Source organism: Vibrio sp. V04_P4A5T148 (assembly GCF_963875605.1).
Taxonomy (GTDB): Bacteria; Pseudomonadota; Gammaproteobacteria; order Enterobacterales; family Vibrionaceae; genus Vibrio; species Vibrio anguillarum.
This window is the reverse complement of the sequence record NZ_CAWNMS010000019.1, coordinates 12,682-39,674: the sequence shown is the minus strand read 5'-3', so window position 1 is coordinate 39,674 and position 26,993 is coordinate 12,682. Positions and strand designations below refer to the sequence as shown.

25 protein-coding genes and 1 tRNA gene are annotated in these 26,993 nt (G+C 45.6%); 19 read left to right on the top strand and 7 right to left on the bottom strand.

Going from position 1 to position 26,993, the window contains the following annotated elements:
• Positions 1–14: 14 nt before the first annotated feature.
• From AACT18_RS01855 to AACT18_RS01830, 6 genes are all read left to right on the top strand, one after another.
• Complete coding sequence (locus AACT18_RS01855; RefSeq protein WP_094125545.1) at positions 15–2,111, top strand: type VI secretion system Vgr family protein; 2,097 nt, start codon at positions 15–17, stop codon at positions 2,109–2,111.
• Complete coding sequence (locus AACT18_RS01850) at positions 2,111–2,641, top strand: DUF4123 domain-containing protein (protein WP_010318201.1); 531 nt, start codon at positions 2,111–2,113, stop codon at positions 2,639–2,641. The genes AACT18_RS01855 and AACT18_RS01850 overlap by 1 nt, the downstream gene beginning before the upstream one ends.
• A complete protein-coding gene (locus AACT18_RS01845) occupies positions 2,638–6,204 on the top strand; it encodes a LysM peptidoglycan-binding domain-containing protein (RefSeq protein WP_094125544.1) in 3,567 nt (1,188 codons plus the stop codon). Before AACT18_RS01850 ends, AACT18_RS01845 begins: the two co-directional genes overlap by 4 nt.
• A 2-nt stretch (positions 6,205–6,206) precedes the next feature.
• Positions 6,207–7,214 carry a sel1 repeat family protein gene (locus tag AACT18_RS01840; RefSeq protein WP_094125543.1) on the top strand — a complete coding sequence of 336 codons (1,008 nt, stop codon included), beginning with the start codon at positions 6,207–6,209 and terminating at the stop codon, positions 7,212–7,214.
• A gap of 197 nt (positions 7,215–7,411) precedes the next feature.
• Positions 7,412–7,696, top strand: a complete 285-nt coding sequence (locus tag AACT18_RS01835; protein WP_010318209.1) for a type VI secretion system PAAR protein — start codon at positions 7,412–7,414, stop codon at positions 7,694–7,696.
• 144 nt (positions 7,697–7,840) lie between these two features.
• A complete protein-coding gene (locus AACT18_RS01830) occupies positions 7,841–8,137 on the top strand; it encodes a Dabb family protein (RefSeq protein WP_094125542.1) in 297 nt (98 codons plus the stop codon).
• A gap of 263 nt (positions 8,138–8,400) precedes the next feature.
• On the opposite strand, the gene AACT18_RS01825 is transcribed toward AACT18_RS01830, so the two are convergent.
• From AACT18_RS01825 to rpsU, 5 genes are all read right to left on the bottom strand, one after another.
• Positions 8,401–8,476 (bottom strand) — tRNA-Ile (locus AACT18_RS01825).
• A gap of 143 nt (positions 8,477–8,619) precedes the next feature.
• Positions 8,620–10,476: an RNA polymerase sigma factor RpoD gene (gene rpoD / locus AACT18_RS01820; protein WP_013857727.1), complete on the bottom strand. Its 1,857-nt coding sequence runs from the start codon at positions 10,474–10,476 to the stop codon at positions 8,620–8,622.
• Positions 10,477–10,574: 98 nt separating this feature from the next.
• Positions 10,575–12,317 (bottom strand): DNA primase, encoded by a 1,743-nt coding sequence (dnaG, locus tag AACT18_RS01815; RefSeq protein ID WP_013857726.1) that lies wholly within the window; start codon positions 12,315–12,317, stop codon positions 10,575–10,577.
• A gap of 95 nt (positions 12,318–12,412) precedes the next feature.
• Entirely contained in the window at positions 12,413–12,856 is a 444-nt protein-coding gene (locus tag AACT18_RS01810) for a GatB/YqeY domain-containing protein (RefSeq protein ID WP_094125541.1), read from the bottom strand.
• Between the two features lie 29 nt (positions 12,857–12,885).
• Positions 12,886–13,101, bottom strand: a complete 216-nt coding sequence (gene rpsU / locus AACT18_RS01805) for a 30S ribosomal protein S21 (protein ID WP_004396009.1) — start codon at positions 13,099–13,101, stop codon at positions 12,886–12,888.
• Between the two features lie 240 nt (positions 13,102–13,341).
• On the opposite strand from rpsU, the gene tsaD reads away from it, so the two are divergent.
• On the top strand, positions 13,342–14,358 hold the full coding sequence (gene tsaD, locus AACT18_RS01800) for a tRNA (adenosine(37)-N6)-threonylcarbamoyltransferase complex transferase subunit TsaD (RefSeq protein WP_017046706.1): 1,017 nt from the start codon (positions 13,342–13,344) through the stop codon (positions 14,356–14,358).
• A 135-nt stretch (positions 14,359–14,493) separates the two neighbouring features.
• Entirely contained in the window at positions 14,494–15,342 is an 849-nt protein-coding gene (locus AACT18_RS01795) for an alpha/beta fold hydrolase (protein WP_094125540.1), read from the top strand.
• Positions 15,343–15,453: 111 nt separating this feature from the next.
• Here the strand turns inward: AACT18_RS01795 and plsY are convergent, their stop codons facing one another.
• Positions 15,454–16,056 carry a glycerol-3-phosphate 1-O-acyltransferase PlsY gene (gene plsY / locus AACT18_RS01790; RefSeq protein ID WP_017046708.1) on the bottom strand — a complete coding sequence of 201 codons (603 nt, stop codon included), beginning with the start codon at positions 16,054–16,056 and terminating at the stop codon, positions 15,454–15,456.
• Between the two features lie 187 nt (positions 16,057–16,243).
• Between plsY and folB the strand changes: the two genes are divergently transcribed.
• The 11 genes from folB (at position 16,244) to rpoS (ending at position 24,174) form a co-directional block, all read left to right on the top strand.
• On the top strand, positions 16,244–16,597 hold the full coding sequence (gene folB / locus AACT18_RS01785) for a bifunctional dihydroneopterin aldolase/7,8-dihydroneopterin epimerase (protein WP_094125539.1): 354 nt from the start codon (positions 16,244–16,246) through the stop codon (positions 16,595–16,597).
• Complete coding sequence (gene folK, locus AACT18_RS01780) at positions 16,594–17,085, top strand: 2-amino-4-hydroxy-6-hydroxymethyldihydropteridine diphosphokinase (RefSeq protein WP_094125538.1); 492 nt, start codon at positions 16,594–16,596, stop codon at positions 17,083–17,085. The genes folB and folK overlap by 4 nt, the downstream gene beginning before the upstream one ends.
• Before the next feature lie 12 nt (positions 17,086–17,097).
• Positions 17,098–17,901 carry an undecaprenyl-diphosphate phosphatase gene (locus AACT18_RS01775; RefSeq protein ID WP_094125537.1) on the top strand — a complete coding sequence of 268 codons (804 nt, stop codon included), beginning with the start codon at positions 17,098–17,100 and terminating at the stop codon, positions 17,899–17,901.
• A 129-nt stretch (positions 17,902–18,030) separates the two neighbouring features.
• Positions 18,031–18,312 carry a cell division protein FtsB gene (ftsB, locus tag AACT18_RS01770; protein ID WP_026028366.1) on the top strand — a complete coding sequence of 94 codons (282 nt, stop codon included), beginning with the start codon at positions 18,031–18,033 and terminating at the stop codon, positions 18,310–18,312.
• Positions 18,313–19,044, top strand: coding sequence for a 2-C-methyl-D-erythritol 4-phosphate cytidylyltransferase (ispD, locus tag AACT18_RS01765; RefSeq protein WP_094125536.1), 732 nt, complete (start codon positions 18,313–18,315; stop codon positions 19,042–19,044).
• Complete coding sequence (ispF, locus tag AACT18_RS01760) at positions 19,037–19,522, top strand: 2-C-methyl-D-erythritol 2,4-cyclodiphosphate synthase (RefSeq protein ID WP_013857718.1); 486 nt, start codon at positions 19,037–19,039, stop codon at positions 19,520–19,522. Before ispD ends, ispF begins: the two co-directional genes overlap by 8 nt.
• A gap of 211 nt (positions 19,523–19,733) precedes the next feature.
• Positions 19,734–20,777 carry a tRNA pseudouridine(13) synthase TruD gene (gene truD / locus AACT18_RS01755; RefSeq protein WP_434801590.1) on the top strand — a complete coding sequence of 348 codons (1,044 nt, stop codon included), beginning with the start codon at positions 19,734–19,736 and terminating at the stop codon, positions 20,775–20,777.
• Between the two features lie 12 nt (positions 20,778–20,789).
• Positions 20,790–21,536, top strand: a complete 747-nt coding sequence (gene surE / locus AACT18_RS01750; RefSeq protein WP_094125534.1) for a 5'/3'-nucleotidase SurE — start codon at positions 20,790–20,792, stop codon at positions 21,534–21,536.
• Positions 21,536–22,162, top strand: coding sequence for a protein-L-isoaspartate(D-aspartate) O-methyltransferase (locus tag AACT18_RS01745; protein ID WP_013857716.1), 627 nt, complete (start codon positions 21,536–21,538; stop codon positions 22,160–22,162). Before surE ends, AACT18_RS01745 begins: the two co-directional genes overlap by 1 nt.
• A 5-nt stretch (positions 22,163–22,167) precedes the next feature.
• Entirely contained in the window at positions 22,168–23,100 is a 933-nt protein-coding gene (gene nlpD, locus AACT18_RS01740) for a murein hydrolase activator NlpD (protein WP_176428374.1), read from the top strand.
• Positions 23,101–23,172: 72 nt separating this feature from the next.
• Positions 23,173–24,174: an RNA polymerase sigma factor RpoS gene (gene rpoS / locus AACT18_RS01735; RefSeq protein ID WP_017047531.1), complete on the top strand. Its 1,002-nt coding sequence runs from the start codon at positions 23,173–23,175 to the stop codon at positions 24,172–24,174.
• A 132-nt stretch (positions 24,175–24,306) separates the two neighbouring features.
• Here rpoS and mutS read toward each other — a convergent pair whose 3' ends face one another.
• Positions 24,307–26,895, bottom strand: a complete 2,589-nt coding sequence (gene mutS, locus AACT18_RS01730) for a DNA mismatch repair protein MutS (RefSeq protein ID WP_094125532.1) — start codon at positions 26,893–26,895, stop codon at positions 24,307–24,309.
• Between the last annotated feature and the right edge of the window lie 98 nt (positions 26,896–26,993).

Sequence of the window (26,993 nt, the reverse complement as noted above, 5' to 3'; positions counted from 1 at the left end):
AAAGAGGATGGAAGATGGCCACGCTGAATTTTACGTTAAAGGTTGACGGGCTCGCCGACGATGCATTTGTGGTGCGAGAATACCAAGGACAAGAATCCTTATCGGAGAGTGTGCTGGCCAATGGCGAGCCTTGTTATGGGTTTCGTTACCACATTGAGCTAGCAAGCCGTCAATCAACTTTGAGTGCAATCGATGTCGTCGACAAAACGGCTCAGCTAACGGTTTTTCGTAATGGCGGGGTGGTGCAGCGCGTGCATGGCATCGTACGCCAGTTTAGTAAAGGCGATATTGGTCATCATCACACCTTTTACTCACTCACTTTAGTGCCTGCATTAGAGCGCTTGTCGCTGCGCCAAAATAGCCGCATCTTCCAGCTTAAAACCGTACCTGAAATTCTTTCCATTGTGCTGCAAGAGATGGGCATTGACGACTATGCCTTCGCACTTAAACGAGAATGTCTTCAGCGCGAATTCTGCGTACAGTACCGTGAAACCGATATCCACTTTTTACACCGCTTAGCCGCCGAAGAGGGCTTGGTCTATCACCTCCTGCATGAAGAAGGTAAACACATACTCTTTTTCAGTGATGATAGCCAAAGCTTAACGAAGCTCGATACACCGATCCCTTACAATGTGCTGTCCGGTGGTATCGCTGACACGCCTTACATTTCCAACTTAATCAGTCATACGCAATCGCAAGTGGCGGAAAGCCAATTGGCGGATTACAGCTTTAAAAAACCGACTTACGGTTTTAAGCAAAGTGCACTCGGCACCGCGATGGATTACCAGCAGACCCACTATGAACATTTTGATTTCCCGGGTCGATTTAAAGACGATGAGAGCGGTAAAGCGTTTAACCAAATTCGTTTAGAGTACCTAAGAAGGCAGGCGCGTACTGCACAAGGTCAAAGCAATGAAGCGCGTTTGCAAGCCGGAACCCTGTTTGATTTGGTCGAGCATTTAGACGACAGCGCGAACCGAGATTGGGTTGTGGTGCAAGTAAACCATCAAGGCCAGCAGCCGCAAGCATTAGAAGAGTCTGGCGGTAGCGGTGCAACAACCTACAGTAACCAATTTACCTTGATCCCGGCCGATGTAACGTGGCGCGCAACACCGTACACGAAGCCGCAAGTGGATGGCCCATGCATCGCCCATGTGGTTGGCCCCGATGGCGAAGAGATCTTCTGCGATGAGTATGGCCGCGTTAAACTGCATTTCCCATGGGACAGATATTCCAACGGCGATGAGCACAGTTCATGTTGGGTGAGGGTGTCGCAAGGTTGGGCTGGCAGCCAATATGGCATGATGGCTATCCCAAGAATTGGCCATGAAGTGATTGTCGATTTTTTAAATGGCGATCCGGATCAACCCATCGTCACGGGCCGCGCTTATCACGCCACCAATAAAGCGCCCTACACACTGCCAGATAACAAAACCAAAACCGTACTGCGCAGTGAAACGCATCAAGGTGAAGGCTTTAATGAGCTGAGTTTTGAAGATCAAGCAGGGCAAGAGAAAATCTACCTGCACGCGCAAAAAGACTATGAAGCGCTAGTGCTTAATGATGCCACCACACACATCAAACACGATAAACACCTGACAGTGGATAACGACCAGTTCAGCCACATTAAAAATAACCAACACCTAACGGTCGAGGGCGAAAGCCGTCAGAAAATAGCGTTAGATCGTAGCCTTGATGTGGGTGGTTCACTGCACCAAAAAATCGGTGAAAAAACGGTTTTTGACTCAGGTAATGAAGTGCACCTTAAAGCAGGCAATAAGTTGGTGTTAGATGCGGGTAATGAGATCACCATCAAAGCTGCGGGCAGTTTTATCAAAGTGGATGGCGGCGGCGTGCACCTAGTCGGGCCTGCGATCAACCTTAACTCCGGCGGCAGCGCAGGCAGTGGCTCGGGTTATGGCGGTGTTGTAGCGGCGTTGCCTATGGGGTTGGCAGCGCCAAGTGCGCCGGATGAAATATTGCTTGCTCCAATTTCTGCATCAATGACCAGCCTATTACCAGCGTTGGCTACATTAGATTTACCCATCACAGAGCTATGTCAAAAGAAGGCTGATGGCAGTTGTCCAAAACCTAATTGTGAGTGTGTCTGATGAAGAGCGATGATAACCAATATTTGCTTGTGGTTGATGCACTTAGAGTGACCGATGCCAAACAAATTTGTACACAAGACAATAACGAGTGGGGGCCTCTTTATTTGGGAACGGAGTGGCAACCACAATTGGAAAACAGCCCCATCTGGGTCAAAGTGACACCAGATGATCCTTTGTGGCAGTTGTGGGAAAATGACCAAACTTGGGCAACGAGCGCCGTGATATTCGTATATTCTGATAACCAAGAGCTCAACGATATTGTCACCTCATTGCAGAATAACATTACCGCGCTAAGCGCGGATGGGCGTTTATTTCTGCTGCGCTTTTATTCTCCTTACACTCTATCAGTTATCGTAAAATATGGTGATGAGGCGGTCACTAATGCTGTTTTAGGCGCTGCTCGTTCGGCTTATTTATCACCGCTTATTTCTCAGGAGTACGGGATGGAGAACGTTCAACATACCCGTTTCAATAGCCAGCAAACTCCGCTTTCACTTCCTAGCGCACTTATTGAGGAATTATTGCAATGAGCTCCCATATAATTCAACCCGGAGATACGCTCTCTGTATTAGCCAAACGTTACAATACCGATATCAAGACTTTACAGCGGTTGAATGCCCAACAGATCAAAGATATTGATCTCATTTACAACGGTAATACTTTGGTTTTACCGGAAGTCTACGATTTGGCTAGTGGTGAGCGAGAGGCTAAGCAAATCTTATCCAATGATCGGCTTACTCTCTCTGAATGCAGTGTTCCGCAATTTGTCGATGCTTTATATGTTCCTGAGCATCCGAATACCAGAAAGCAGATGCTGATATTACTTACCGAAGAGGCCAAAAAATATGTGCTTGAAGATAACCAGCGTTGTAAGGCCGCTTTGCAAGGGGATAAAGAAACCGTTCTTAAACAGCTCACTAAACTGGGGGTGATGGATCAATTCAATAGCATCGCCCATGAAGCGTTTTTAAAGCATATTGATGAGCAAAAAGCCAAGGATTACCGAGAAGCGCTGTTGGAACACATGGCCTTATCCTACTGTTACCAAAACGATGTCCTGCAATTTCCTTTAGACAATGAGCGTATAGGGCTCAGTAGTATCAATTCACGTCAGCAAAAAATTGAAGAACGATATGAAGACGCATTACGTGATATTGAACAACGTTCCCAAGGTTCAAACTGGCTTCCCATCGGAGGAATGATGGGAGAAATAATGTTAACTAAAGATGCGATTGCCGGAGCTGAGAATCACCGAGTTGCACAACTCAAAAAATTACAGAAGTCTCTGATAAAGCAGCTCGAAAAAAGCATTCAACGCTTTGAAAAAGAGGCGATGGATTTTGCTGCCAAAACGAGCCTTGAGGAGCAAGGTAAACATTACCAATTTTCTGATAAGCATGCCTATTACACCTCAAACGTTGATCTTGAAATTTATAAAGCATTAGAAACCATCAAAAAAGAACGTAAAAAGCTTGGGTTATGTGACGATATCGACAGTGCAGATTTAACCATTTCTACCGCGATACCCTCATTAAAAACCGCGTATGAAAGTTATCAGTATTGGCAAGGCACTGCGCATACGGTTTTAAATCGTCTAATGAGTCAAAGAGACTATTGGAACCCTAGCGCCTTTTTCACTAGTACTAAGAGTGATAACCGACTGCAGAATCGTGATTTTTATGCTGCGGTATACCAGCTTAATCAGACCGGAACGGTACTTAAAGAGCAGTGCTTAACGGAAGATGAACTCTTTAAAGGCTGGGAGCAGGTAGAGCAAGTAAGGATTGCGATTAAAGAGCAGCGCGCCAGTATTGCTGATTTACAAAAGCTGTTGAATAGCATTGAGCGGCAGACGCCCATTGATAGTGCAATGGGATATTATTGCGTTTATGTACTGAACTTGCTTTTACTGCAAGAGGTCGCGCTGCGAGTAGAAAATTTTGCTGAGCGGTTGGGGGAGAATGCGCAGTACGCTCAATATGTTAAAAGTTTATTGCGCTACGCGGAAGCGGCGCAGCAACGTCGTGAAAGTCTCTTAGCAAAGGTCAAAGCCCCCCGCTGGGATTACTTGAAAAGAGACATTACCTTTATCGGCGATGTTCCTGTTATGGATGATTCATCCCGTACGGTATTGGTCCGCGAAACTCACTGGCAACCTCAAAACCTCAATAACCAGATTTTTGCCAATAGTGGTATTAATCAGCGAACCGTAGTGGAATGTGCCCTCTCTTCCGATCCAAAGACCGCGCTTTATATATTGTCTGATAGCCCAGTGCTTTCTTCCAATGTGGCTGAAAATAAAAAATGTACTTCGGTGATTTCGTTAAACCTAGCGACATTAGCTGCACGGGAGAAAGGCAAAATCACGGCAGGACTCAAAAAGGCACTGGGCAGTGAATCGGTATTGAAAAGTCTGAAGTTTGAGCAAACCGCAACTTGGGCTAACGTTGAAGACATTGTGTTTCCTTGGCAAACAAAACGTTTTGAAAATGAAATGTTTGGCATTAATACTGCTTACGAAACCAGCGGTGGTGTACAGTTTGCCCGTTATGTTTACAGCGCTGAGGCAAAAGTTGATCATGAACTGATCAAAGCCGATTCCTCTACGCTAGTGAAAATCGATCTGAATGCTGGTTTTTCATTAGCCAGTGCTGAGCGCTGCTTCACGATACGATTCCCTAATTCGGGATCCTTACCATTAGATATTCCGTATCGTGTCAGAGAGAGTAACGAACGTCGAATCAAAAACATAGGCACGGCCGTCTTAGTGATTGAGGGCAAAGTCTATGGCGTATTAGGAGCCAGCCTTAAGTTGGGGACGGAGCTGAATATTGGCAATATCGAAGAAGCTCGTGCAGGATTTGGAGCCCAACAAGTCAAGCCGCTTGGCATCAAGGGGACGGTACCGAATAGAGCGGATTACAGCTCTTACGCTGTATCATCATTGGGTACACGCGGCAGCAATGACAATGCGATTGGAGCTGGTATTAAAGCGGAAGCCTCTGCTTTTGCTGGGCTTGAAGCGGGCGGTATGCTGAGCTGCAAATACGATTGGACAAAAGATCAAAAATCGCCACCGCAAAACCTGTTTAAAGTCAGCCAAGATTTTAAAATGAGCCTAGGCATTGGCTATGATGGTGTGTTGCAATGCACTTTTCAAAATGGCCGCTTTATTTTTATCACGGCGCTGGGTGCCAGTACCGGGCTGGGAATTGGGGGTAAGTTTGCCACCGAACTTAACCCAGCGGCTGCGAACGATTTTTTCGCCGCTTTACTCGCGGTGATGCAAAATTCGGGCTTCCAACGTTTTGAATTTTTTGATGAATCAGGAGAGGTGAATACCTTTGCTGCGTTTAACACAATATTGACCGTGGCGGCAGCTTTTGGTCTTACGGTTGGGCAAGTGATGATGTTACCTTTTAACATCATCAGCAATATGGAAAAGCAAGCCAGTGATAAAGATAATGCTTATTTTGTGGCGAACTTTTTACTTTCGAAGGAGCATCAGCGAGAAAACCAACAATGGATCGCCAATATGCCCGCTGAAACGTTAGCTAAGCTATTGTCGGTACTGGTCCATTACAATGATATTCCTTTTTGGGGAGATGCATCGAGACTGAGAGCGGCTACTCGTAATGAAAATCAGCGTAAGGCGATCAACCAAATATTACTCTGGTTAGGGGGAGAAAAGGCTAATCAAAGTGGTATGCGCCGTTTTGAAAATGCGCTGCAGCGCATGGGGCTAGCAGATCCTACTCAATTAGATAAAGCGGAGCAGTGGCCGCGTTATGCAAAAAATGTATTAAGTTTACGCGATTTCTTTAGCAAAGGTTTTTCTCAACCGTATGAGAATCCAAATGATCAAGATAAAGGTAAATATATGAGAGACCTTGGGGATCAGTATAATGACTTCCGTAGAAATATTAATTGGCTGACTAAAGATAGTAAGATTCTAGTAAAAAACACCCTGAGCTCAGCACGCCGTGCTCGTTTAAGTACCGACTATACCGCACTGCCTGCTAGTGATAAGGCGCAGCTTGAATACCTAAAAACCAAGGGCTATCGACTTGTTAACTGGTTACCAGAGAAATAAACATGAAAAAAATTATCTTTATCTGCCTGATTCTATTACATAGCGCCGTTTGGGCGATGGAATCTGTTGAACAGGGCATTCGCTTGTTTAATCAAAAAGAGTATCAACAAGCGCAGCAAATTTTTCAGCAGCAATCGGATTCTGGCAGTGCTTATGCGACGTTTTGGTTGGGCGTTACCCAGTACAAAAATCGCCAGCACTTTGAGGCTGGAGATACTTTTTTAAAAGCGGCAGAGATGGGCGACCCATGGGCAATGGGGGTGTTATCTGAGTATGAGTATTACGTTAACCATCCTTGTGGTTATTTGGGGTGGCCTTGTGATAAAAAATGGTACGACTTGGCGATAAAGGGCTGGAAGAAAGAAGTTGAAAAAGGAAATGGGAAGGCGCTATTGCAACTACAGTTTTTTACAAACCAATGGCGCAATTATATTCCATTTTTAGGGCGTTATCTTATTGATAAAAAATATATCGAAGCTTTTGAGCTCGGTAGTTTAAATGCCGTTCTTTATGTGAGTCGATTTAGTAATATATCTGTCGAGGATGAAATTAAATACCTCAAGTTAGCCGCCAATCAAGGCTATGCACCGGCAATGGAAACACTTTATTATCGGATCAATACCATTGGTTATGATGAAGCTATGAAATGGATTAATAAAGCGATCGAATTAGGTTATGCGGAAGCGGCGAGAACGCTATACCTTGCCTATCGAGTAGGTGAAAAAGACCGTGATGGTAATGTCATTCTTCAACCAGACCCTAAAAAGGCCTATTTCTACAACCGGTTAACAGGAGCATTAGGTGGCGAAGAAAAATTAGCGCGTTTAATTACTCAGGAGCCTGTACATGATAAAGATGGGATTCCTTTAGCTGATGAAAATGGTGAACCTGTGTTTGAAATTCTCGTTACTGAGCAAGAACAGGCTGAAATGGATAAACAAGTAGCTGAATTTGTAAAAGACATTAAGCCTAATCTATTTTTGGATGAAACCTCGATTGATTTGTTCTAATTCGTCTGTACTTATGGTGGTGCGCTATTGGTCTTACTGTGGTTTTGATGAATACGTCGCCTTTCTGTGTTGCGCAATTCATCGAAGTTAATGGCAAATTCATAGCCTACACGGCAAAAGCATAAACTACCTAAACCCCTAAAGTAAAAGCAACATCGCAACAAGCTTAATCAACGAATCTGATAAGGAGCAAATCAATGGCAAATGGTGCATTAGTAGGAGATATCGGATCCGATCATGATGGTTTTCCTCCGACGCCGATCACCGCTGGGTCACCGACGGTAAAAATTGATGGCAAAGCGGTGGCAAGGCAGGGCGACCCGCTAGAGCCTCATGACAAACCGAAAAACCCAAGCCATCCACGTGCAATTAAAGGCGGCTCGGGTAGCGTTATGATTGATGGCAAGCCCGCCGCGCGAGTAGGCGATGCCGTTGACTGTGGTGGCGTAATTATTGGTGGTTCATCGGTCAATATTGGTTAGGGTTGTAGCCCATTTAATCAATAAAGCGGCGCTTCAAATCTTGAGTGCCGCTTTATTGTTTTAAGCACAGCAGCTTTAGCACCAGTGAGCCAGCGTTATCCCTCTTTATGAAAAGAAATTCTACGGCCAGAAACGGAGCGAACAATGATCCGCCATATCTTATTAATCAAATTCAAACCACAAACTCAGCCTGCCGACATCCAACAGCTCAAGTCGCTGTTTGAAGCCATGCCAGAGAAAATTGAGGGGGTCTCCGCTGTTGAGTGGGGCGTGAACGACAGCCCAGAAGGTAAAAACCAAGGTTATACCCACAGCGTTTTAATGACATTTACCGATGAGCAAGCACGCCAAAATTACCTACCTCATCCAGAGCATAACGTGCTAAAGGATGTCTTTCGTCCTTTGCTCGAAGAGATCATCGTTTTCGATTATTCGATTTAGTCACAAGCCAATAATCCTATAGGCGCTCACCCCATGTTGGATAGGATGGACTCTAGATTCTTTAGCTTGTTTGGCTTGAGTGTTAGCTAAGGGGCTATTCTTTTCGCCATGATGTACCACCAGAACAGTCGATATTTAGCCGTTAGTACATTCGATGGTACATTAAACCATTGATGTCACAAGAGACTATGAATGCTGAATAATTTGGTACGTATTGATTTAATTGGCTTTGTAGGTTTTGATGGATGTTATCGTAGAGAAAGTGGTGGCCCCTCCCAGACTTGAACTGGGGACCAATCGATTATGAGTCGACTGCTCTAACCACTGAGCTAAGGGGCCAAATTAGGTGTGTGATTATAGGGGATGGAGTTATGAGTGTCTACCCGCAAAATAGGGTAAATGCGCTTAGTTTTTATCCACTTAAACCATGAGATACAAAAAAGGTGAGCTTGTGCTCACCTTTTAGATTGGATAGGTTGCGATTACTCGTCTAGGAAGCTGCGCAATGTTTCAGAGCGGCTTGGGTGACGCAGTTTACGCAGTGCTTTCGCTTCAATTTGGCGGATACGCTCACGCGTTACGTCAAACTGCTTACCAACTTCTTCTAGCGTATGGTCTGTATTCATATCAATACCGAAACGCATACGCAGTACTTTCGCTTCACGAGGGGTTAGGCCAGCAAGAACGTCACGAGTCGCTGCTCTTAGGCTGGTGGCCGTAGCAGAATCAAGTGGTAGTTCAAGGGTTGTATCCTCGATAAAGTCACCAAGATGCGAATCTTCGTCGTCACCGATAGGTGTCTCCATAGAGATTGGCTCTTTAGCAATTTTCAGTACTTTACGAATTTTATCTTCTGGCATTTGCATGCGTTCTGCCAATTCTTCTGGCAGAGGCTCACGGCCCATCTCTTGCAGCATCTGACGTGAGATTCGATTCAGTTTGTTGATCGTTTCGATCATGTGCACTGGAATACGAATAGTACGTGCTTGGTCTGCAATTGAACGTGTGATAGCTTGGCGAATCCACCAAGTGGCGTAAGTTGAGAACTTATAACCACGGCGGTATTCAAACTTATCTACCGCTTTCATCAGGCCGATATTACCTTCTTGGATAAGATCCAAGAACTGCAGGCCACGGTTGGTGTATTTCTTCGCGATAGAAATAACCAGACGCAAGTTTGCTTCAACCATCTCTTTTTTCGCTCGACGAGCTTTCGCTTCACCGATAGACATGCGACGGCTGATGTCTTTAATGTTTTGTACATTCAAAGACGTTTCTTCTTCGATCATTTTCAATTTATGAATTGAACGACGAATGTCTTCTTCTTGCTGTCTGATTTTTTCTGCATAAGGTTTTTCTGAAGCGAGTACTTCATCTAACCATGCATCGCTTGATTCATTGCCAGTGAATAAGGCAATGAATGATTTTTTAGGCATTTTACCGTATTCGACCGCAGCTCTCATGATCAGACGTTCTTGAGTACGAACACGATCCATAGAGGTGCGAAGCTTGTTGACTAGGTAGTCAAATTGCTTTGGCGTGAGTCGGAATTCACGGAAAATATCCAACATCAACTCGGTGGCTTGGGCGGCTTTATTGCTGTCATAGCCATGCTCATTTTTCGCGAGTTGAAGATTTTGATACTTGTTGCGTAGTTCGGTGAATTTTTCTAGCGCAAGCTCAGGGTCGATTCCTGCATCTTCTTCAGAGTCAGTATCTTCGCTGTCGTCATCGTCGTCATCATCGAGGTCGTCTTCATCAGCAAGGTCAGCGCTAGCAAGCTCTGAACCGATATGGGTCGCTGTTGGGGCGTTCGTTGCATCTGAGTCAGGATCAACAAAACCTGAGATCAGGTCTGTTAAACGAAGTTCTTCAGCAAGAACTTTGTCAAATTGCTCTAAGATGTATGGAATGGTGCCTGGATATTCAGCCACTGCGCGTTGAACTTGGTTAATACCATCTTCAATACGCTTAGCGATATCAATTTCACCTTCGCGAGTCAGCAGTTCTACGGTACCCATTTCGCGCATATACATGCGCACAGGGTCGGTAGTACGACCAATTTCGCTTTCTACACTGGATAATGCAGCGGCTGCAGCTTCGGCAGCATCCTCATCGGTGATTGCGTTGTCATCATTTAGAGCAAGATCATCGGCATCAGGGGCAGTTTCTACCACCTTAATGCCCATGTCATTGATCATCTGAATGATATCTTCTACCTGCTCGGAATCTACGATTTCTGCTGGTAGGTGGTCATTTACTTCGGCGTAGGTCAGATAGCCTTGCTCTTTGCCTTTAATGACAAGTAGTTTTAGCTGTGACTGCGGATTTTGATCCATAGACGGTATCCAACTTCATATCTGGTGAAGGAATTAGTATGCGAAATGCAAACCACATATACTAACAAATTTATTCATTGCTGACTATTTAAACTGGGTTACGCTTTCAAGTCTTTCATTAAGTCTTGAAGCTCCCGTCTCTCTTCGGCTGATAAACCGACGCTTCTTTCTTTTGCCTGCAGGTTTTCAATTTGCTTTTCGATGCATTGAGCCAATATTTTGTCCAATGAATCTAAAAATAGTTCTTCTTGGTTGTCTTCAACAAGTGGAATTTCCCAACTTGCGAGGCGAGACAGAAGGGTCTCGTTTTTATTACCGCGCCAGTGTTCAAGCAATTGGCCTGTAGTAATATTGGGGTACGCTTGACAATTCTCAAGTACCTCAATTAATAAACTTAAACCGGGTATGGGCAAGGATTGAACGCTGGAAATATCAGGTACCATTTCAGCATAGCTTGGATTTTGAATAAGCAAAGCGATCACTTCACGCATCGGTGTGCGTTTGAGCTCTTTGTGTGGTTGTGAGCGGTGTTTGTCTGATTCTGGCAGTGATGGCTTTTTATAAATCCCAGTTTTTTGCCCTAATATTTTGAGCAATTGCGCTTGTAGAGATGTGTCTGGCACTTTATTAATCAGTGGTAATGCCAGCGCCTCAAGCGCTGCTTTCCCTTCGTTATTACCGACATCAACTTGTGACAGTAGGTTGGTAAATAGGTATTTGGATAAGGGTTCAGCATCTTGCACTAACTGTTCAAAGGCCGCTTTTCCATGGGTTCTGATGTAGCTATCTGGGTCTTCACCATCAGGTAAAAACAGAAATTTAAGAATATTGCCACTTTTGAGATAACTCAACGCATTTTCCAGTGCGCGCCACGCCGCTTCTCGTCCTGCTCGGTCACCATCATAGCAACAGACCACCGTATTGGTTTGGCGAAAAAGCAGTTGCAGGTGATCGCCAGTAGTTGAGGTTCCTAGCGAAGCAACCGAGTAGTCCACTCCATATTGCGCCAGTGCCACCACATCCATATAACCTTCAACAACTAATATTTGCGGGGGTTCACGATAGGCTTGCATGACATCGTATAGGCCATACAGCTCTTTACCTTTATGGAAAATGGGGGTTTCTGGGGAGTTCAGGTATTTTGGCGTTCCATCACCCGTAACGCGTCCACCAAAGCCGATCACTCGTCCGCGGCGGTCGCGAATGGGAAACATAATACGTCCACGAAAACGATCGTAGCGGTTGCCTTTGTCATTTTCGATCAACATACCGCCAGTGACGAGCATCTCTTGGCTTTCTTGTTGCTGACCGAAGTTTTTGCGCACTAAATCCCATTCGTCAGCGATATAGCCAATACCAAATTTCTGCACGATTTCGCCAGAAAGACCGCGATCTTTCAGATACTCGATGGCATGACGATTACCCGGAACTTTGAGTTGGTTGCGGTAAAACTGCGCAATGCTGCCCATTAAGTCATAAAGGGTGCGTTTTTCTTCACTATTGGCTTTAGGGGCTGATGAGAAATGGCCACTAGAGCGTTGCTCTCGGGGAACTTCTAGCCCCACAAAAGAAGCCAATTCTTCGATGGCCTCGACGAATTCAAGGCGTTCATATTCCATCATGAAGTCGATGGCGTTGCCATGCACGCCACAACCAAAGCAGTGATAGAACTGTTTTTCTTGGCTTACACTAAATGAGGGCGTTTTTTCATTATGGAATGGGCAGCAAGCACCGTAGTTCTTACCTTTTTTCTTAAGTTTCACACGTGCGTCTATGATGTCGACAATATCAAGTCGAGCAAGGAGATCATCAATAAAACTGCGAGGGATGTGTCCTGCCATAAAACCTAAAAGAAAAGATTAAAACGAATGATTAGATACAAACAAGCCGTGCGCTCCAGAGGATAGCACGGCTTGATGCAATTTGATGCGGGCATTTAAGCGAGTTTAGTTCGAACTAATCCGCTGACTTTACCCATATCTGCACGCCCTTGAATTTGCGGTTTCAAGACAGCCATCACTTTCCCTATGTCTTGCATGCCAGCAGCAGCGGACTGGGTGATCGCATCATCAATTAATGCGCTCACTTCATCATCGCTCAACGGCTGAGGCATAAATGCCTCAAGGATAGTGATTTCTGCTTGCTCTGCATCTGCGAGATCTTGACGATTGGCAGCTTCATATTGAGCGACAGAGTCGCGACGCTGTTTAACCATTTTTACCATCACAGCAAGAATATCGTCGTCGTTCAGAGTGATCTGCTCGTCGACTTCTCGTTGTTTGATCGCGGATAAGGCTAAACGAATAGTGCCAAGGCGTACTTTATCCTTGGCTTTCATCGCTAATTTTTGCTCTTCTTTGAGGATATCAATTAGAGCCATAACTCTTGTTCCTTAATGGAAAAAGGTTATTAGTACAGGCGAACGCGACGTGCGTTTTCGCGAGCTAGCTTCTTAGCGTGACGCTTTTGAGCTGCTGCTTTAGCGCGTTTGCGAACGGTAGTTGGTTTTTCATAGTGCTCACGACGACGCACTTCAGAAAGGATACCTGCTTTTTCGCAAGAGCGCTTGAAACGACGTAATGCAACATCGAACGGTTCGTTTTCACGTACTTTAACTATTGGCATATGCCTTTCACCTCAGGGGTTATTCGTTAACGCTGATATTTTGAGGCTTAAACCACAAGATTTCTTGTCTGTTTGCTCGGTTATCAGCTTGATCAAAAATGGTGCGGAATTTTAATCCGATCGCAATAGCTTTGTAAAGCACTTTGTCGATTATAGTCTGTACAAAATTTGTTTACGGAGCCAAGGCGGGGTAACATGGCGGCCATTTCCAATTGTTGATGAAAGCGTGCTGAGAGAATTATGCGCATTATTGGTATTGAAACCTCGTGTGACGAGACTGGAATCGCCATTTATGACGAAGAGAAAGGCTTACTTTCTCATCAATTGTATAGCCAAGTAAAACTGCACGCCGATTACGGCGGTGTGGTGCCGGAGCTTGCTTCTAGAGACCATGTTAAAAAGACCATTCCACTGATAAAAGCAGCGATGGCTGAAGCGAATTTGACGCCAGCGGATATTGATGGCGTGGCTTACACCGCAGGTCCTGGTTTAGTGGGTGCGCTGCTTGTTGGCGCGACGATTGGCCGTAGTTTGGCTTATGCGTGGAATGTGCCAGCGGTGCCTGTTCACCATATGGAAGGGCACCTTTTAGCTCCGATGCTTGAAGATAATCCGCCTCCGTTTCCGTTTGTGGCCGTACTGGTTTCCGGTGGTCATTCCATGATGGTAGAGGTGAAAGGGATTGGTGAATATAAGATCCTCGGAGAGTCTATTGATGACGCGGCCGGTGAGGCGTTTGATAAAACCGCGAAGCTGATGGGGCTTGATTATCCCGGGGGTCCATTGTTGGCTCGTTTGGCTGAAAAAGGAACGCCAGGGCGTTTTAAGTTTCCGCGTCCGATGACGGATCGACCAGGGTTAGACATGAGTTTCTCTGGTTTAAAAACATTTACAGCCAATACGATTGCAGCTAATGAGAATGATGATCAGACCCGAGCAGATATTGCGTATGCCTTTCAAGAGGCGGTGTGTGGCACTTTAGTGATTAAGTGCAAGCGAGCCCTTGAGCAAACTGGCATGAAACGTATTGTTATTGCCGGTGGCGTGAGTGCCAATAAACAGTTACGCGCAGAGCTTGGCGCACTGGCGAAAAAAATTGGTGGCGAAGTGTATTACCCACGTACTGAGTTTTGTACCGACAACGGTGCAATGATTGCTTATGCGGGTATGCAGCGTTTAAAAAATGGTGAAACAGTCGATTTAGCGGTGCAGGCAACACCTCGCTGGCCGATTGATCAACTTAAACCCATTATTTAGCGGGTGTCGCAACGGTCTCTTTTTAGAGGCCGTTTTGTTCTTTGGTACTTCCGTTTCTGTGGCGTTCTGTATTGATTTTAATTAGCCATTGCTTACATTCTGCTCTGAGCTGTTATCGCTCATATCAATGCTACAATGCCAACCTACTTTACTAATATTGGATTCACAATGAAGACATTTGTTATTGATGATTGCCAGATGCGTTATTTGGATCAAGGGCAAGGTGAAGTGCTTGTTTTCGGTCACAGCTATCTGTGGGATAGCGCAATGTGGGCACCTCAGGTGGAAGCGTTGAGTCAACACTACCGCTGTATCGTGCCTGATTTATGGGCGCATGGTCAGTCAGATTTCGCACCGTCATCCATGAACACACTAAAAGATTATGCTCAGCATATTTTGGCTTTGATGGACCACTTATCGATTGAGCAGTTTTCTATCATTGGTCTTTCTGTAGGCGGAATGTGGGGGGCTGAGTTAGCCGTTCTTGCGCCTGCGCGCGTGAAATCATTAGTGATGATGGATACCTTTGTTGGTCTAGAGCCTGAAGTCAGCCATACAAAATATTTTGCCATGCTCGATGCGATTGCGGCGATGCAGCAAGTGCCAGCACCGATTGTTGATGCAGTTGTACCGATGTTTTTTGCAAAAGATGGCGAGCAGCAATCTCCGGCATTAGTGGCTGGATTCAAGCAACATTTATCGGCGCTTACTGGTCAACAAGCGGTGGAAGTGGCTCGGTTGGGGAAAATGATCTTCGGTCGTCGTGACATGATTGAAGAGGTGGAGCAATTGAGGTTGCCAGTGCTGATTGCAGCTGGCGCTGAAGATATGCCTCGTCCGCCTCTTGAGGCTTACTTAATGAATGATGCCATTCACGGCAGTGAGTTAGAGGTTATTGCTAATGCTGGACATATCAGTAACTTAGAGCAACCTGAATACGTTACCGCCATGTTGACCCGTTTCTTGAAAAAAGCGCTTAGCTAGTCTTCTCTAATTACCGGGTCATGCTTAATCAAAAAAGGCTTCGTAAGAGGCCTTTTGCTTATTCGTCATTGACGTTATTTGCAAGCGGGTTTATCCATCATCCAAGCTAGCTCAAGAACCAAGTGTTTTTTTCTCACCCACTTTCGGCTCTGTGCCAGCCAATAACCGTTTAATATTTTGGTGATGACGAAACACGATAAGGCAGCACAGCATTGCTACCGGTAAGGTATATTGTGGTTTGATCAACCAAGTGTAGAACGGAGCGAGCAGCACGGTAACCAAAGCCGCTAAGGATGAATAGCGAAATAAAAATGCAACGCTGACCCAAGTCAATATGATAAGTACGGTGAGATCTAAACCGATCGGTGCGATGGCTCCCAGTGCTGTTGCAACACCTTTTCCGCCTTTAAAATGAAAGAAAATAGGATACATATGGCCAAGGCAAGCGGCGATGGCGACTAGGCCCAATAGAATGGGGTCAATCCCCAAATAGTAGCTGCCCCATACGGGAATAGTACCTTTGAGCATGTCACACAGCAGTACCGCGATGGCGGCTTTTTTTCCACCAATGCGTAATACGTTAGTTGCACCGGGGTTATTTGAGCCCATATTGCGAGGATCGGGCAGGCGTAATAAACGGCAGATCAACACCGCACTTGAGATCGAACCCAGTAAATAGGCAGAAATGATCATTATCAGTGCGAGTGGTGTCATAAGTACCTCTGCAGTGGAAATGCCCTAAAGCAAGTTCACAAGCCATTGTTAACCATGATGAAAAGCAAAAAAATGTTTTGGATTTCGCATCTCGACTCAGTTTGGGTATATGATATCGCGATTAGGCAAAATAGTACGATTTTTTACGTAATTAGGGTATCCGACCTCTAGAGGAAGAGACGCAAAAATGGACAAAGTCTTTATTGAACAGCTGACGGTAATTACGACCATTGGCGTGTATGATTGGGAACAAGAGATTAAGCAGAAGTTGGTGCTCGACATCGAAATGGCGCACGACAATCAACCCGCAGCTAAAAGTGATGATGTGAGCGATGCATTAGACTACGCACAAGTGAGTCAAGCGGTGATCGCACATATTGAAAATGGTCGCTTTTTATTGGTAGAGCGTGTTGCAGAAGAAGTAGCAGAGCTTCTGATGCAGCGTTTTTCCGTTCCTTGGGTCAAAATTCGCTTAGCAAAGCCCGGCGCGGTAGCACAGGCATCCAGTGTTGGCGTTATCATTGAACGAGGCCATGCATGACGACGGTCTATGTTGGCGTCGGTTCTAATATTGAAAGACGTAAACATATCGAAGTGGCCATCGAGGAATTGTCGACCATCGGAAATCATCTACAGATCTCGACCATTTATGAATGTGCATCGGTTGGGTTCAATAGTGCGGCCTTTTATAATTTAGTCGTTGCGCTGGAAACAAGGCTTTCGTTGAGTGATTTCGTGGCGCAACTTCGAGCGATTGAATCTCGATGGGGGCGCGACCCGCAGGCGAAAAAATTTCAAGATCGCACCTTAGATCTCGATATCATCTTGTTTGGTGAAGAAATTTCAGCGCAAGATCCTGAACTGCCACGCAGTGATATCTTTAAATATCCATTTGTCATACAACCACTTTACGATTTGTCACCGGAACGGATTGTTCCCAATGATGGTCGTAGTGTGCGTCAAATATGGCAACAGGCGATCAACTTAGAATCGCTCACCCCTGTCAAACTTTGGTTCGACATTAATTAATAAGAGTCAGTAATGAGTTATTTAGAAGCGTTTTTTTTGGCTTTGATTCAAGGCTTAACCGAATTTTTACCTATCTCCAGCTCTGCCCATTTGATTTTGCCTTCAGCCATTTTAGGTTGGGAAGATCAAGGTCTTGCCTTTGATGTGGCGGTGCATGTCGGCACATTAGCTGCAGTGGTTATCTATTTTAGGAAAGAAGTCGTGACTTTACTGCGCGCTTTTTTTGCCTCGATTTTTAAAGGCGAGCGCAGTAAAGAATCGAAACTGGCATGGATGATCGTACTAGCAACCATTCCTGCCTGTATTTTCGGCTTTTTTATGAAAGATATTGTTGAACTCTACCTACGCAGTGCTTGGGTGATAGCAACCACAACCATTATTTTTGGTCTATTACTGTGGTATGTCGATAAAAACGCTCCATTAGTGGATGATGAATATCAAGCTGATTGGAAAAAATCGTTGATGATCGGTTTGGCACAAGCGGTTGCGGTGATCCCCGGCACTTCTCGCTCAGGAGCGACCATCACTGCGGCGTTGTATCTTGGTTTTACTCGTGAAGCGGCCGCGCGTTTTTCTTTCTTGATGTCGATTCCTATCATTGTTTTGGCGGGTGGTTATTTAGGGTTAAAGCTGGTGACCAGTGGCGAACCTGTGCATTTTGGTTTCTTAATGACGGGTATCCTGACCTCCTTTATAAGTGCTTATATTTGTATCCATTTCTTCTTAAAACTGATTTCTAAAATGGGTATGACTCCGTTTGTCATTTACCGTTTAATTCTGGGTGGCGGCTTATTTGCGTTCCTAATGATGAGTTAAATAAAGGCTTGTGATATAAATAGCCATCATTTTCGTGCTGTGTTAAAGCGTCACTTTTTTTAAACAGCACGCTTTGTTTATCGTTTACGTTCTCTTTCATAGTGAGCGTTTTGAATGGTTATAGATGTGATGCGACTTTTTGCGGTGACATTGGCGTTATTATTCGGTTTATTACAGTACGATTTGTGGCTCGGTAAAAATGGCATTGCTGATTATCGAACCATTGTCGATGAAATTGACGTGCAGCAACAAGTAAACGAAAACCTAACGCTACGAAATTCGGAAATGTTCGTCGAAATTGATGATTTACGACAAGGATTGGACGCAATTGAAGAGCGAGCGCGTCATGAATTAGGAATGATAAAAGCAGGTGAAACTTTCTATCGATTGGTCGGTGAGGATAGTCAATAAATGCCGCACAGTACGCTTTCTCTTACCGCGATTGTACCGGCTGCTGGTGTTGGCAGCCGAATGCAAACGGATCGTCCGAAACAGTATTTAACCATACACAACAAAACCGTTCTCGAACACACAATAGCGACGCTGCTCGCGCACCCTAATATTGATCGCGTTGTTGTCGCCGTCAGTGACGATGATCCTTACTATTTTGCTCTGCCATTAGCCACTAACCCCAATGTTATTCGTGTCAGCGGTGGTCAAGAGCGAGCCGACTCAGTGCTCTCGGCGCTGCAATATGTTTTAGCTAATTCCCTAGGTGAATGGGTTCTCGTGCATGATGCAGCGCGGCCTTGTCTTACTTTTGCAGATATTGACCGATTGATTACGACGGCTAAAGAGCATCCTGTAGGTGCGATTTTAGCTGCACCCGTTCGAGACACAATGAAGCGTGCTGATGGCGAAAACAACATTGATCATACCGTTGATCGCGTCGCATTATGGCATGCACTCACCCCTCAGATGTTTAGAGCCAAGCCGCTTTTTGAGGCTTTATCGGATGCGTTAGATCAGCAAGTCATCATCACCGATGAAGCATCCGCAATGGAGTGGCAAGGGTTACATCCAGCGTTGGTCGCTGGGCGGGCGGATAATCTAAAAATTACGCAACCCGAAGATCTCGCTTTAGCTGAGTTTTACTTAGGTCGTACTTCCTCACTAGCCGCAATAGGAAATAACCATGATTAGAATTGGCCACGGTTTTGATGTTCATAAGTTTGGCGGTGAAGGCCCAGTCATCATTGGGGGAATTGCCGTTCCTTATGAGCAAGGCTTAATTGCTCATTCCGATGGTGATGTCGCCTTGCATGCTTTAAGTGATGCGCTGCTTGGCGCGATTGCCGCAGGTGATATTGGCCGCCATTTCCCCGATACCGATGATAAATGGAAAGGGGCAGATAGCCGTGAATTATTGAAAGATGTCTATCGCCGTGTGAAAGCGCAAGGCTACCGTTTAGGCAATGCCGACGTCACCATTATCGCGCAAGCGCCGAAGATGGCGCCGTATATTGAAGCGATGTGCGCTGCCATTGCGCAAGATCTTGAAACGACGCTAGATAATATTAACGTCAAAGCAACCACAACCGAGCGCCTTGGTTTCACTGGGCGCAAAGAAGGTATTGCTTGCGAAGCGGTTGTCTTATTGATCAAATGTACTACAGATTAAATGCACGGTTGATCAAAGCATAATATTGCCTTAATAAAACGACCCAGCAAATTGAAGAGGTAATGGCAATTCACTTGCCTCTCCTTCTATGTAAAAACACGTTATTGATGGACTACCGCCAACGAATGGCACGCTCAGTAACGCGCAATAGCGGCTCATGCGTCGCTGTTTTTATTATTACCGCCAACTCGCGTCAGCGACGGATGAAAACATGTCAGATATATTATCTTCATTGGCTTACCTTTGTGGTAAACCAGCCGCTAAAGCCAAAATAAAAGCCAAGCCAGAGCACTTTAAAGTGATTGAAGACTTAGGATTCGAACTAGCAGGAAGTGGTGAACACTTAATGGTTCATATTCGTAAAACTGGTGAAAATACCAGTTTTGTGGTCAATGAATTGGCTAAAGCATGTGGTGTGAAATCAAAAGATGTGAGTTGGGCTGGTCTGAAAGATCGTCATGCGGTTACGCAGCAGTGGCTCAGTGTACATTTACCAAAAGGTGAGACGCCAGATTTCACCGAGTTTTTGGCTCAATATCCGAGCATCGAAATTCTGGAAACTACGCGTCACAATAAAAAGTTGCGCCCCGGAGATTTAGTCGGCAATCATTTTGAAATCACGCTTTCTGAAGTCACCGACACCGCCGAAGTCGTGACGCGATTAGAGCACATCGCCACGCACGGTGTGCCTAATTATTTTGGTAGCCAACGTTTTGGCAATCACGGCAATAACCTCAGTGAAGCGCGTCGCTGGGGAAAAGAGAACGTGCGTTCACGTAACCAAAATCAGCGCAGTTTGTATCTTTCGGCGGCCCGTTCGTGGATTTTCAACCAAATTGTCTCTGCCCGTATCGAGCAAGATAAGTTACACCAATTTATCGAAGGAGATATCGCACTTGAGGGAGAGAAAACGACCTTAGTTACCTTGGCGAATCTTACCGATCTCAATAACAAACTGGCATTGAATGAAGTGCAAATAAGTGCTGCTTTGGCGGGCGATAACGCACTACCGACGCAAGGTGAGGCTTTAGATTTAGAACAAGTTCACCTTGATGCTGAACCTGACTTGATGGCACTGATCCGCAGCAATCGTATGCGTCATGAGCGCAGGGCGGTGATGCTTAAGCCTCAGAATCTTTCTTGGACAGTTGAACAAGACAATGTGACGTTACGTTTTGATTTAGATGCAGGAAGTTTTGCTACCTCAGTCATTCGCGAATTGGTTGAAGAGATAGCGGTTGAACGCGAGTTCTAAGGAAAAAACTCGATGAAGATTTTATTAAGCAATGATGATGGTGTATACGCGCAAGGTTTAAATACCCTAGCACGCACGCTGGCGGATCTCGCTGAGATCGTGATTGTCGCGCCGGATCGTAATCGGTCAGGAGCCTCCAATTCGCTGACATTAGAGCAGCCGCTTCGTGTGGATCTCATTGCACCCAATACCTATTCAGTGCAAGGCACACCAACCGATTGTGTGCATTTTGCACTCAATGAACTGCTCAAAGATGATCTGCCTGATTTGGTGCTGACAGGCATCAATCATGGTGCGAATTTGGGCGATGACGTGCTCTATTCGGGCACGGTTGCGGCGGCGATGGAAGGGCACTTTCTTGGGGTGCAAGCGATCGCGTTTTCACTGGTCGGGACGGCTAATTTTACTACGGCAGCGCAGATAGCGCGCCAGTTGGTCGAACAGCATCTCAATGCCCCGATCCCAACCAATCGATTATTGAATGTGAACGTACCAGATCGTCCATTTGAGGAGTTAGCGGGTATTCAAGTGACGCGTTTAGGTGCTCGCCATCACGCAGAAAGTATGATTAAGCAGAAAGATCCTCGTGGGCATGATATTTATTGGTTAGGTCCTCCGGGTAAAGAGCAAGATGCAGGGCAAGGGACTGATTTCTATGCGATTGAGCATGGCTATGTCTCCTTGACGCCGTTGCAAGTTGATCTCACGGCTCATGAGTCACTGCCAAGTATGGATAACTGGTTGAAGGGAAAAGGGTAATGGCCAATCCACATGCCGACAGATTAATTGAATTTCTGATCGCGAATGGTATCCAAGATCAAACCGTTTTGGATGCCATTCATTGTTTGCCAAGAGAAAGCTTTGTTTCTCAGGCGATGATGCATCAAGCCTATGACAACAATGCCTTGCCGATAGGCCAAGGACAAACGATTTCACAACCTTACATTGTGGCAAAAATGACGCAGCTTTTAGAACTTGAGCCGCAGAGTAAGGTCTTAGAAATTGGCACAGGATCGGGTTATCAAACCGCTGTGCTTGCCCAGTTGGTTGAGCACGTGTATTCGATTGAACGGATCAAGTCATTGCAGTGGGACGCGAAGCGTCGTTTAAAGCAACTTGATATTTATAACGTCTCCACTAAGCATGGTGATGGCTGGTTGGGCTGGGATGCTAAAGCTCCTTTTGATGCGATCATTGTTACGGCGGCAGCCGAATTTGTCCCAAATGCGCTGCTTGATCAGCTTGCGGAAGGTGGCCGTTTAGTGATCCCTGTCGGCAGTAGTGAGCAACAGTTATTGAAAATAGTTCGCCAAGGCGATGATTTTATTTCTAACACCATTGAGATGGTGCGTTTTGTTCCTTTAGTTGCCGGTGATTTAGCTTAGTGATGATGAGTAACCTAAGAAACAGAGTAATAATGGTGCTAATGAGTAGCGTCCTTATCGGATGTGCTGCTCATACTCCTGCACCCGTTTCTGGGCTCAATAAAGACTATAATGCCATTCCTCGTGGTAGTTATCGCGGCAGTTTTTACGAAGTGCAAAAAGGCGATACGCTCTATTTTATATCTTACGTCACAGATAAAAATGTAAACGACTTGATCCGTTTCAATAATTTAAAAAAACCTTACACCATTCATCCCGGTCAAAAACTCAAATTATGGATCCCCAATTACACGCCGCCTGCTTACGGTGGTAGTGGTGTAACAGAAGTCATTGTGGCTGCAACCCCTTCGAGTGCAATGGCTGGCTTAGTTTCCCCCCCAATGGTTGTAGACGGAGTGAGTAAAAACTCTAATCAAAATAGTGGATCTAATGCCGCAAGTTCTTCGACCAAAGTCGCAAAGAAAGATCCTCCTAAGGTAGTTGAACAATCGAAATCAAAAGAGTATGTTGATTCAAAAGGTAAGCAAAATGTTAATGCTAATGTAACCTTTGCTAAACCAAAAGATGATAAAGTTTCAAAATGGTTATGGCCGACACAAGGGAGAATAATTAAAAACTTTTCAGCAGGCGATCAAGGAAATAAAGGGATCGATATCGCAGGACAGCGTGGTCAATCCATTTTATCAACTGCTGCAGGAACCGTTGTCTATTCGGGAAATGCATTAAGAGGTTACGGCAATCTTGTGATTGTTAAACATAACGATAACTACCTCAGTGCTTATGCTCATAACGATCGGTTACTGGTAAAAGAAGGACAAAGTGTTAAAGCTGGCCAAAAAATAGCAACCATGGGCAGCTCAGGAACCAGTAGTGTTCGTTTACACTTTGAAATTCGTTATCAAGGTAAGTCGGTGAATCCAAAACGCTACTTACCGTAAACATACTTGAAAGAGTCATGTAGCGACATTAGAAAGTAGTAATGTCTTGCTAGCTCGCCAGGGGGAGGCGCTATGAGTATCAGCAATGCAGTAACGAAAGTCGAAGAGTTTGAAGACCAAGAGATCATGGATTCGATTGAGGTTGATGAAGAACTCACCACCACTAAAAGCCAAAGCGATGACGATGTTCAAATCGAAGATGCCAAAGAAGGATTTGATGCGTCAACAAAAAGCTTAGATGCAACACAGATGTATCTTAGCGAGATTGGTTTTTCTCCATTATTAACAGCTCAAGAAGAAGTACTTTATGCTCGTCGTTCACTGAGAGGCGATGAAGCTGCTCGTAAACGCATGATCGAAAGTAACTTACGTTTGGTCGTTAAAATTTCTCGCCGTTATGGTAATCGTGGCTTGGCTTTACTCGATCTAATTGAAGAGGGTAATTTAGGCTTGATCCGCGCGGTAGAAAAATTTGATCCAGAACGTGGCTTTAGATTCTCAACCTATGCTACTTGGTGGATCCGTCAAACCATTGAACGTGCATTAATGAACCAAACGCGCACTATCCGTTTGCCAATTCACGTCGTTAAAGAGTTGAATATCTACCTTCGCACGGCTCGCGAGCTATCGCAGAAGTTAGATCATGAACCTACCGCAGAAGAAATTGCGTTCCAACTGGATAAGCCAGTAGAAGATGTCAGTAAAATGCTGCGTCTTAACGAGCGTATCAGTTCTGTTGATACACCGATTGGCGGCGATGGTGACAAAGCACTACTCGATATCATCCCAGATGCGAACAACTCTGATCCTGAAATTTCTACGCAAGATGATGATATTCGTGAATCACTACTGAATTGGTTAGATGAACTGAACCCAAAACAAAAAGAGGTACTTGCACGCCGTTTTGGGCTATTAGGTTATGAACCGTCCACCTTAGAAGAGGTAGGCCGCGAAATTAACTTAACCCGTGAACGAGTTCGTCAAATTCAAGTGGAAGGCCTACGTCGTTTGAGAGAGATCTTGGTTAAACAAGGCTTGAACATGGAAGCGCTGTTTAATGTTGAATACGACTAAAGGTTGGCTCAACAATACCTTGATTCATAAAACCATTGATTTATAAAACCGTTGATTTATAAAACTATTGCATAAAAGCACAAAAGGCACCGACTTAAAATCGATGCCTTTTTTATTTTTAATATCAGATTGTTACATTAGCTTCTTCAAGCGATAAAGCGCTTCTAATGCTTGGCGAGGCGTTAGATCGTCAGGATCAATAGCTGCTAATGCCTGTTCGACTTCGCTTGGGTCTGGGATCAAACTGAGTTGATTAGCAATATCTACGGTTGAGCTTTTGCTGCCATTGGGCTGCTGTTGGCTCAATAACTCGAGCTGCGACAGTTTAGCGCGCGCGTTTTTGATCACTGTTTTAGGCACGCCAGCAAGACCTGCCACTGCTAGGCCGTAAGATTTACTTGCCGCCCCTTCTTGAACCGCATGCATAAAGGCAATGCTATCGCCATGTTCCACGGCATCTAAATGCACGTTGGCTAAGTGAGGTAGCTGGTTTGGCAGCTCGGTCAGTTCAAAATAATGAGTGGCAAATAGCGTTAGCGCGCCAATTTGGCTTGCGAGCCATTGTGCACTTGCCCAAGCCAGTGATAACCCATCATAGGTACTGGTGCCGCGGCCAATTTCATCCATCAATACCAAGCTATTTTGTGTCGCATTATGCAAAATGTTGGCAGTTTCGGTCATTTCAACCATGAAAGTAGAGCGACCAGAGGCGAGATCGTCCGATGCACCAATGCGGGTGAAGATGCGGTCAATCGAACCGATGTGTGCTGCTTCTGCTGGCACATAACAACCGATATGCGCTAATAAAGTAATCAATGCAGTTTGGCGCATGTAGGTCGATTTACCGCCCATGTTAGGCCCGGTAATGATCAACATTTTTCGTTGCGGATTGAGCTCAATTGGGTTGGCAATGAAGGGGTCATTCATCACTTGCTCAACGACAGGGTGACGGCCCGCTTGAATATGGATCGCTGGCTCTTTACTCAAGGTCGGGCGACAGTAGTCTAAGCTTTCAGCGCGCTCGGCAAGGTTTTGCAACACATCGAGCTGCGATAGCGAAGATGCAAGGTTTTGCATCTGCTCTAAATGAGGCAACAATAAGTCAAATAACTCTTCCCAAAGCTGCTTTTCCACTGCTAGTGCTTTTGATTTCGAGTTGAGCACTTTATCTTCATGCGCTTTTAGCTCGGCAATAATATAACGCTCGGCATTTTTCAGCGTTTGGCGGCGCACATAGTGGGGAGGAACAAGGTGACTCTGGCCACGGCTGACTTGAATGTAGAAACCGTGAATCGCGTTGTAGCCGACTTTGAGCGTATCAATGCCGTGACGTTCGCGCTCTTCAGCTTCTAATTTATTCAAGTATTCGGTTGCGCCGTTGGCTAGATCACGCCATTCATCCAGTTCGGCGCTGTAGCCATCGGCAATCACGCCACCATCACGAATCACAACTGGTGGGTTGTCTTTGATCGCTCGCTCAAGCAGTGTGCACAGCTCATCCAATGGCTGTACATGATGAGTTAACTGAACTAAGTGGGGTTGCGACAAGGGTTGCAGTATTTCACTGAGCTGCGGCAATTGCTGCATCGCATGTCGCAGGCGTGCTAAGTCTCTTGGGCGAGCGGAACGCAATGCCAAACGAGCAAGAATACGTTCAATATCGCCAATCTGTTTCAGCACAGGTTGTAATTCACTAAACAGAGCAAGCTGTTTCAACTCGCCGATCGCATCAAGGCGTTGATTCAACGTATCAATACAGCGCATCGGTTGGTGTAACCAGCGTTTGAGCATGCGGCTGCCCATTGGGGTGGCGCAATGATCGAGCACTTCCGCTAAGGTGTTATCAAAGCCACCGGACAAGTTCTGCGTGATCTCTAAATTACGGCGTGTGGCGGCATCTAAGATCACCGAGTGATCTTGGCGATCAAACGTCAGCGAACGAATATGAGGTAATGCAGTACGCTGCGTATCTTTCACGTATTGAATCAAGCAGCCAGCGGCGCATAAGCCCAGTTTAGCCTGTTCTACGCCAAAACCGACCAAATCACGCGTACCAAATTGTTGGTTCAACTGCTGTTTTGCTGTCTCTAACTCAAACTCCCAAATAGGGCGGCGACGGTTTCCTTTGCGATTGCCCATTAAAGTGACTGGCGTGAAATCTTCAGGGAAGAGCAGTTCTCGCGGTGCGGTGCGTTGCAGTTCGGCGGCCATCGCCTCTTCGGTTTCTGGCTCACTCAGTTGGAAGCGCCCTGAAGTGATGTCTAAGGTTGCGTAGCCAAAGCGACCATCGTGGTGGTAGATGGCAGCAATTAAGTTATCGACTCGCTCAGAGAGCAAGGCTTCATCCGTGACCGTACCGGGTGTGACAATCCGCACCACTTTACGCTCAACGGGGCCTTTGCTGGTGGCAGGATCGCCAATTTGTTCACAAATCGCGACGGATTCGCCCTGCTGTACCAATTTCGCTAAGTAACCTTCCACGGCGTGATAGGGAACACCCGCCATTGGAATAGGCTCACCCGCAGAAGCACCGCGTTTGGTGAGTGATATTTCCAGCAATTGCGATGCGCGTTTAGCGTCATCGTAAAACAGCTCGTAGAAATCGCCCATCCGATAAAAGAGCAGAATATCGGGGTTTTCGGCTTTCAATTGCAGATATTGCCGCATCATCGGGGTGTGCTGTGGTGAAGACTCGGCGGAAGATGCGCTGGATTTGCTCATGTTATTCGTCACTCGATTATCAATGGCTGACTGTGAAAATGACCACACTACAGGAATGGCAGCGGCCTTAGCTCTGACATGAGTTAGAAAGAATCGTC